Source organism: Marinobacter vinifirmus (assembly GCF_002258215.1).
GTDB lineage: Bacteria > Pseudomonadota > Gammaproteobacteria > Pseudomonadales > Oleiphilaceae > Marinobacter > Marinobacter vinifirmus.
The window spans coordinates 1-3,881 of the sequence record NZ_NEFY01000045.1 but is presented as its reverse complement, the minus strand read 5'-3'; the positions used below and the strand labels follow the sequence as shown (position 1 = coordinate 3,881).

Here is a 3,881-nt window from a genome sequence, read left to right as displayed (position 1 = left end):
GATGATTTGGAAATAGGAAACTAATATCCTTTTGTGGCGTAAAGAATGGCTTGATATCGGTGCCTTTCGTGGGTCAGACGTCTTCGATAGAGCTAATACAATTTACCGGCTTTCGCATTGTTGAGTGCGGAAAGTGCAGCTAGCTAATAACTAAGAGTCGGTATTTTTATAAGTTAGAGATATTTATTTTGATAGGAGGCTTTCAAATGGCGGCGTTCATCGCTGGTACAAGTCTTGTGCCGTTTGCGAAACCGGGCTTGTCTGAAATGTATGACAGAATGGGCTCCGATGCACTTTTTCTGGCATTAAACGACGCCGGACTCTCACTCAAGCATCTAGATCAGGCTTATGTTGGGTATGTCTACGGCGACAGCACTTCAGGGCAACGAGCCGTTTACCGTGTTGGAATGACCGGAATTCCCATTATCAATGTAAATAACAACTGTGCGAGTGGATCAACCGCCCTGTTTTTAGCGCGACAGGCTGTAGAAAGCGGTGTTGCCGACTGTGTTTTAGCTTTAGGCTTTGAACAGATGAAACCTGGCGCACTTGAGCAAGTCTTTAGTGATCGACCCTCTCCTTTAGAAAAATTTGAAATGATTGCTGATGAAGCCTTTTTCGATAAGCGTGATTTGCCGGTAACTTTAAAGTTGTTTGGCGGGGCAGGGAAGGCTCATATGGATCTTTACGGAACAAAGCTCGAAACGTTCGCTCGAATTCGCGCAAAAGCCAGTGATCATGCTTTCAACAATCCTCAGGCGCTTTTTCGAAAAAAAGTTTCTACAGAAGAAGTGCTTCATGATCAATCAATTTGGCCAGGCGTAATGACGAAAATGATGGCATGTCCGCCAACCTGTGGAGCTTCAGCTGCTGTCGTGGTTTCGGAAAGATTTGCGTTGAAGCATGGGTTAGATGCAACTGTTCGAATCAGGTCGCAGGCGATGGTTTCCGATTTGCAAGATACTTTCGAAGGTCCAGACATGATTAAGTTGGTTGGAGCCGGCCTAACGGAGTTGGCGGCCGAAAAAGTATATGAACAAGCTGGAGTGGCACCTGAAGATATTGACGTAATTGAGTTGCACGATTGCTTTGCTCAAAACGAACTTATCACCTATGAGGCTCTTGGTCTTTGTTCTCCAGGAGAGGGGGAGCGTTTAGTTGAAGATGGTGATAATACATACGGTGGAAAGTTCGTTACAAATCCTTCCGGTGGTCTTCTTTCAAAAGGACATCCTTTGGGCGCAACTGGGCTCGCTCAGTGTTTTGAGTTGACTCAACAATTGCGCGGGAACGCTGGAGCTCGTCAGGTCGACAATGCCCGATTTGGATTACAGCATAACTTAGGGCTTGGTAGCGCAGCTGTAGTTACATTATATGAACGAACGAGATAAGGCTTTCAGAAGTCCTATAATATTTTTGGTAGAAGCTGAATGAATAAAACTAATAAAGGAGTTCAAGAAATGATTAAGGAGACTTATTCAGAGTCTCCTTAGTTTAGGTGTTGACCCTGTTTGGTTTGCGGTTTTATTCGCTTTGTGCCTTCAAACATCTTTTTTGACGCCTCCAGTAGGACCTGCTCTTTTTTACATTAAAGGCGTATGTCCGACCGCTATTAAAACCAGGGATATTTATACTGGCGTTTTTCCTTTCATTATTATTCAGTTGTCGGTTCTTTTCGCGGTTTTTGTTTTAGGTGATTTGGCTACCTGGCTTCCAGATATTGTTCATAATTAAAGATTCCCATTGCGTTGTGTTGCGATCCTTTTGGCCCCTTAGCGGGGCCATTTTTTTGCTGGCGAAGCCGGCAATCCCGGCCATCTGAAATTTAGTGGTAATAGCAGAGAACAATTCTACTGGCAGTGGCGTCGCTGGCGTACGGGGGTCTTGAAGAATCCTTAGGGCGGTAACGGTACATAAGGCACGCCGCAAAGCCAAGGCGTTATTCCAAAATCTGAATGTTCGCTTTGCGACCATACCGTGTACCAAAAGCTTGTTCCTTGAGGGCACAAAACATGTTGTGCCGCTGGCCTGGGTTTGGGATCGCGGAGCCAGAGAATGGCTTGGCCAGAAGCGCCGGTCCATCGCCAATGATCCGGTTAATCTTTTGCCGGTCAAGACGAGCCTGAGCAAGGGAGCCGAAGGCCCCGACGAATGGCTGCCCCCATTGGGCGAGTGCGGCTATGTAGCTCGCTTCGTTCGGGTGGTAAAGTCATACTATCTGTAGCCCACTGCCCCGGAGTTGGCCTGCTTGTGATTGCGGAGAGTGTGCCATGAAAACCAAACGCCCAACCGAAAAAGAACTCCTGGACGGCCTCGATGCCTACACGGCCCATGCCGATGAGCTGGCCGACCCGTTGCCTCAGGAACTCACTCCACTGGAACGCCTCAGGGATTCCGTCAAACGCTATGACCGGCCAACCGATCCGGTTTGGGACGAGTATTTCGATTCTGAAGGCGTCAGTGACGATTTTATGGAGGATCGAGAGCAGCCCAAGGATGGGCGAACATAATGACCGTCGATGATGAAAAAGCCAAAGGGCATGTGGCTCTCAAAGGCTTCGTTGGTATCTGTCGCGAATGGGACTGCACCCAGGAAGAGATGATGCTGTTGCTTGGTGGTGTGCCCCAGAGCACGCTGGCCAAGTATGAGACGTTGCCACACGTTACGCTCTCGCAGGATACCCTGGAGCGCATCAGCTACATCCTGGGCATCTACAAATCCCTGAGAGTCATGTATCCAACGGCCGAACGCGCCAATCGTCGGGTTCGACTGGAAACCAGTGAGCCTCCCTTCTTCGGAACGTCAGCCCTAGACTTTATGGCGCAAGGCTCCATGAAGCACCTCATGGAAACTCGACGCTACTTTGATGCAAAGCGGGCGGGGTAACCAGCCCCCGTCGGCCAAGATTTTGGGCGGTCAGTTTGGTCACCTTTTTTGTTTGAGTGGTAGGAAATACGGAGCGCACGAAAGTGTTTCTATAGAAACACCCATCCTGGCGCTGACCGACCAGCCAATCGAAACGCCCTGTTTCTATAGAAACAGCGGTCAAATTTGACCACCTTTCTTGGTTTGAGTGGCATGAAATACGGAGCCAGCTCGAGAGACCTTCCATGCTAAGAATCACACGGATCGACCCGGAGCCCTTTTTCACCTTGCCACACCGTACCAACGGCCCGACCGGTATGCCTCTGCATAATCGCCTGCCGTTTTATCGGGCCTATGCCACAGGAGACACCCTTCTCCGAGCGCTTTGCCATTGAATGCACCTGGCCCTGGAACCGGGCCCAAGGAAAAAATCAAACCATTTCGGGTATCACGGCCGTGGTGTCAGGCCACATCGGGACTGCCGAGGTCATTCAGCGCGGAAACCAGGTCTGGATTGACGTTCTGGCGAGAACGGGTCAGGTGCCGTTAATGCCGGCTCATCGTGTGCTGGAAAGAGTGGCGCAAGTACAGCGAAATGGTTAATTTTTTAGGGCAGCATCCGCGTGCGAGGTTTCCGGCGTAGTTATCCGGCACGCCAAAGCACAATACCGTCCCTGACAATGTTTTCGAGTAGTTCTGGGGTGGAGTAGCCCTTCGGGTTGGCCCATTCACACTCCCAGACCGGCAGGGCCTGAATCAACACGCCGGTATCCAAAAGCACTTCAAACGCCAGGCCCGCCATCTCCAACTTGGTGTCCACAAAATCCCCAGGCTGTCCGGCCAAAACAACGGCTACATCGGCATCGCTTTCGTCGTGATAATCACCACGGGCCCGGCTACCAAACAGGATCAGCTGAACTGCATCGAACCGGCCAGCCAGTTTTTCGCCAAAAACCAGCACCGCCTCCCGAATATCCACTTGGTCACCCATAACGACCTGTTCCAGGCCAACCGG

General features: G+C 50.3%; 5 protein-coding genes and 1 pseudogene. 5 read left to right on the top strand and 1 reads right to left on the bottom strand.

Annotated features, from left to right (window positions below):
- The first annotated feature begins 206 nt into the window (after positions 1-206).
- The 5 genes and pseudogenes from B9Q17_RS17835 (at position 207) to B9Q17_RS17815 (ending at position 2,887) form a co-directional block, all read left to right on the top strand.
- Positions 207-1,391, top strand: coding sequence for a lipid-transfer protein (locus B9Q17_RS17835; protein ID WP_094626201.1), 1,185 nt, complete (start codon positions 207-209; stop codon positions 1,389-1,391).
- Between the two features lie 94 nt (positions 1,392-1,485).
- Positions 1,486-1,734: pseudogene (locus tag B9Q17_RS17830) on the top strand (TRAP transporter large permease subunit); the annotation flags it as partial.
- Positions 1,735-2,017: 283 nt separating this feature from the next.
- Positions 2,018-2,224, top strand: coding sequence for an HNH endonuclease family protein (locus B9Q17_RS18440; protein WP_244177427.1), 207 nt, complete (start codon positions 2,018-2,020; stop codon positions 2,222-2,224).
- 46 nt (positions 2,225-2,270) lie between these two features.
- Complete coding sequence (locus tag B9Q17_RS17820; protein WP_064230386.1) at positions 2,271-2,510, top strand: AbrB/MazE/SpoVT family DNA-binding domain-containing protein; 240 nt, start codon at positions 2,271-2,273, stop codon at positions 2,508-2,510.
- A complete protein-coding gene (locus tag B9Q17_RS17815; protein WP_094626199.1) occupies positions 2,510-2,887 on the top strand; it encodes an antitoxin Xre-like helix-turn-helix domain-containing protein in 378 nt (125 codons plus the stop codon). Before B9Q17_RS17820 ends, B9Q17_RS17815 begins: the two co-directional genes overlap by 1 nt.
- A gap of 622 nt (positions 2,888-3,509) precedes the next feature.
- On the opposite strand, the gene B9Q17_RS17810 is transcribed toward B9Q17_RS17815, so the two are convergent.
- A partial coding sequence (locus B9Q17_RS17810) for a nucleotidyltransferase family protein (RefSeq protein WP_244177426.1) occupies positions 3,510-3,881 on the bottom strand: 372 nt, incomplete at its 5' end.

Bases quoted from the DNA above. Each gene is read 5' to 3' on its own strand.
- B9Q17_RS17835 (WP_094626201.1), top strand. From the start codon at position 207: ATGGCGGCGTTCATCGCTGGTACAAGTCTTGTGCCGTTTGCGAAACCG.
- B9Q17_RS17820 (WP_064230386.1), top strand. From the start codon at position 2,271: ATGAAAACCAAACGCCCAACCGAAAAAGAACTCCTGGACGGCCTCGAT.
- B9Q17_RS17815 (WP_094626199.1), top strand. From the start codon at position 2,510: ATGACCGTCGATGATGAAAAAGCCAAAGGGCATGTGGCTCTCAAAGGC.